The sequence below is a fragment of the Acinetobacter sp. genome (genome assembly GCF_041911495.1).
Taxonomy (GTDB): Bacteria; Pseudomonadota; Gammaproteobacteria; order Pseudomonadales; family Moraxellaceae; genus Acinetobacter.
The window spans coordinates 1-3,492 of the sequence record NZ_JAYROT010000045.1 but is presented as its reverse complement, the minus strand read 5'-3'; the positions used below and the strand labels follow the sequence as shown (position 1 = coordinate 3,492).

General features: G+C 42.0%; 5 protein-coding genes. All 5 read left to right on the top strand.

The annotated features are described in order from the left end of the window. The coding region (locus ACE3PQ_RS06030) for a transposase (RefSeq protein ID WP_374296120.1) at window positions 1-364 on the top strand (364 nt) is incomplete at its 5' end. A 159-nt stretch (window positions 365-523) separates the two neighbouring features. After that, window positions 524-1,114, top strand: a complete 591-nt coding sequence (locus ACE3PQ_RS06025) for a LemA family protein (protein ID WP_374296118.1) — start codon at window positions 524-526, stop codon at window positions 1,112-1,114. Between the two features lie 32 nt (window positions 1,115-1,146). Continuing rightward, on the top strand, window positions 1,147-2,313 hold the full coding sequence (locus tag ACE3PQ_RS06020) for a YgcG family protein (RefSeq protein ID WP_374296122.1): 1,167 nt from the start codon (window positions 1,147-1,149) through the stop codon (window positions 2,311-2,313). Beyond that, window positions 2,307-2,930 carry a TPM domain-containing protein gene (locus ACE3PQ_RS06015; protein ID WP_374296116.1) on the top strand — a complete coding sequence of 208 codons (624 nt, stop codon included), beginning with the start codon at window positions 2,307-2,309 and terminating at the stop codon, window positions 2,928-2,930. The genes ACE3PQ_RS06020 and ACE3PQ_RS06015 overlap by 7 nt, the downstream gene beginning before the upstream one ends. A gap of 88 nt (window positions 2,931-3,018) precedes the next feature. Further along, window positions 3,019-3,225, top strand: coding sequence for a hypothetical protein (locus ACE3PQ_RS06010; RefSeq protein WP_298891428.1), 207 nt, complete (start codon window positions 3,019-3,021; stop codon window positions 3,223-3,225). Window positions 3,226-3,492 lie beyond the last annotated feature (267 nt).

Sequence of the window (3,492 nt, the reverse complement as noted above, 5' to 3'; positions counted from 1 at the left end):
GAATGATATGCGTGCGGAGAATGTTGTGCAGGCTCTACATATGGCGATGCAGCATGTGAAGGATCGAGCGACTAGGATGATTCATCATTCAGACAGAGGCTCTCAGTATTGCTCTGAGCTATATCAATCGGCATTGCGCCATTATGGGATATGTCCTTCCATGACAGATGGAGGAGACTGTTACCAGAATGCATTAGCAGAGCGGATTAATGGAATATTAAAGCAGGAGTTTTTAACTACACGATGTAAAACAAAGGAGGAACTTGAGCATTTAATTGCGGAGTCAGTCATCATATATAACTGCTATAGACCACATTTAAGTTTAAACATGTTGACCCCTAATCAGATGTATGAGAAAGAGTAAACCGAGCTAATTGCTTAATTCGGTTTTAAATGAAATACTGTCAATCTATTTTAGGACGAGACAATATTTTGAAAAAAATACAAATTGAAATAGAAAGATCATTTTGAATTGATACAATGAGATAACTCAAGAAAATTAATGAACAATTCGGGTAGTCTTATGAATGTATTGAAAAAAACAATGACGGCAACTGCTTTGGTGGCGAGTTTAAGCTTAACAGGTTGTGGCTACAACACTTTGCAAGTCAAAGATGAAGCGGTCACTGCGTCATGGTCTGAGGTGGAAAACCAATATCAACGCCGTGCCGATCTTGTGCCAAATCTAGTGAATGTGGTGAAAGGTTATGCAGCACATGAAGAGCAAGTGTTGACTGAAGTCACCCAAGCACGTTCGAATGTGGCGGGTTTAAAAGTCGATGCGGAAGTGCTGAATGATCCAGCACTTTTTGAAAAATACCAACAAGCTCAAGCACAGTTGACAGGCGCATTATCACGCTTGATCGCCGTATCAGAAAACTATCCTGATCTCAAAGCCAATGCGCAATTCCAAGCCTTACAAGTCCAACTCGAAGGTACGGAAAATCGTATCGCTGTAGCACGTAATCGCTATATCAGCAGTGTGCAGGACTTTAATAGCTACGCACGACAGTTCCCACAAGTGATGACCGCAAAAGTGATTGGCATGGATACCAAGCCAAACTTTAAAGCAGAAGCAGGTGCTTCAACTGCGCCAACGGTGAGTTTTGAATAATTTGTGATTGGTTTATTTCACTTTATAATTTGATCAAGATGACTAAACGATTATTGTCTAAACAGGTTCATACTGCATGGAAGTTTACACTTGCATGTTTTGTACTGTGCTTTAGCGTTTTATTTACAGCGTTATCGTCGCACAACAGCTATGCGGAAGAAGCCGTTGCCGTCGATAGCGACGTTGAAGAACTTATCGTCGCAGGGAAAGTCTTAAAAGATCATCAAGCGATTCCACAAATTAATAATCAACAAACAAATCAGCAACAAGCAAATCAGCAAACAAATAGTCAAAATCAACAAAGCAACAATCAACACAACAGCGCATCAACGACTGCAACTGCAACCAATACTGCATCACCTGATGAAAGTATCATTCAGCGTGAACTACCTGCACAGCTCAATGCACCGATCATTGATCAAGCCAATGTGTTAAGTTCGGCTGAAAATGCACAGCTCACGCAAAAGATTCAAAATATCTACCAACAAGGCAAGGCGCAAATTGGTATCGTGATCGTCCCTAGCACAGGACAAGAAGATATTTTTCAATACGGAATGCGTGTCGCCGATGAGTGGAAGTTAGGCTCAGCCGAGCGTGATAATGGTTTGCTCATTGTTGTAGCGCTTAATGATCGACGTATTCAAATCCTAACAGGTTACGGTTTGGAAGGCGTGTTGCCTGATATTATCAATCATCAAATCATTGAAAACCAAATCAAACCGCAATTTAAACAACAGCAATATGCACAAGGCTTAAATGATGCATTGACGGAAATAGACCGTATCCTCAGTCAAGACCCTGAAGTGGCACAACAAGCTGCCGAAGAGCTGAAACAACGTCAAGCCGAAGCCCATCAGCAACAGCAAGCACAGCAAAATACTTTTGGATTTTCACTGTTTATACTCGTAGGTGCGGTGATCGCATCGGCATGGTTCGGTCGGAAAATCTCAGCATTTGGCGCAGGTGTTGCAGGCACGGCTTTGGGTATGGTGAATGGTATTGGTTTAACCATGAGCTTGGCACTAGGTTTTGGCATGTTTTTCCTCGTGATTAGCTCGCTTGCGCAAATCCTTTTCCAAGCATTCTTGAGCGGTGGAGGTCGTGGAGGGGGCGGAAGCAGTGGCGGTGGATTTGGTGGCGGAGGCTACAGTGGAGGCGGTGGAGGCTTTGGCGGTGGAGGAGCATCAGGCTCATGGTAAAACAAACAACGCAAAATAACACGATTGTGGACAGCACGATCAAACACGTGGATGATGAAACGATCTTCACCACACGACACAGTCAAAGCCAAGCACAGCCAAGTTTGAAACGCTGGCTAAAGCACGTGTTTTATTTTAAATCCAGTACAAGTGTGATTAATCCCACTCAAGCACAGCAAATCGCAGATCGTATTCGAGATGCAGAGCATGGACATCGTGGTGAAATCCAAGTCATCATCGAGGGGAGCTTGCCGAGTGATATTGCATTCCAATACAGCTGTCGGCAACGTGCCGAGCAACTCTTTGCCGAACATCGAGTATGGGACACCGAATATAATAGTGGTGTACTGATCTATCTCAATCTCTGTGAACATGATGTCGAGATCGTTGCAGATCGAGGGATTCATCAAGCGGTGACAGATGACTATTGGCAAACAGTCTGCCAGTCGATGCTACCATTCTTTAAAAAAGATCAATTTGCTGATGGGATCTGTCATGCGGTCGAGCAATTCGGTGAAACCTTGCATCAATTTTATATTCAACATGAAACTAAAGATTCAGAGCAGAAAGTTGACCCACAAGGTAATGAACTTTCGGATATGCCGAAGCTTTTATAAATTTTAATTGTTCATTGCTAGCAAGTTGTATCATTTTTCTGTGCTATATTAAAATCACATTCAATTGATTTCTAAAGAGAGGTAAGAAATGCGACAGATTCATCGCAATGAATATCCTGCTTTAGATAGCATTTTGTGGGATGTTAAAGCTGAAATTATCCAACCCGAAGTTGCTTTTCAACTTTATGAAAAGCGTTGGAAATATATTGATCCCGATCAATTGACAGCACAAGAAAAAGTACTCATTCTAGAGCTGATTGATACGATTGGAAAAGGATTGTTTTTGACAGCTTAATCAATAGGGTCTGTTGACATTTCACAGATGCTTGCGACAACGGATGTTTTTTAGGCGATACTAGGAATGAATGAAGAAATTTAGTCATTCTAAATGATTCATTCATAACAACGTAGCGTCAAAAAACATCCTTGTCCTGCTTCGCCTTGCACTGCGAGTAAAGCAGTGCTTTACCCTTGTTCAGGTTATGGCTAAAATTGCCATAAACTTCGTTATGAAATTTGACAAGGGGGTGACCATTCTCTGCGTTTCATGCCTCGTTTATGT

What these genes read in the sequence shown, in the direction of transcription:
- ACE3PQ_RS06015 (WP_374296116.1), top strand. Translation starts at nt 2,307, where the DNA reads ATGGTAAAACAAACAACGCAAAATAACACGATTGTGGACAGCACGATC.
- ACE3PQ_RS06025 (WP_374296118.1), top strand. Translation starts at nt 524, where the DNA reads ATGAATGTATTGAAAAAAACAATGACGGCAACTGCTTTGGTGGCGAGT.
- ACE3PQ_RS06010 (WP_298891428.1), top strand. Translation starts at nt 3,019, where the DNA reads ATGCGACAGATTCATCGCAATGAATATCCTGCTTTAGATAGCATTTTG.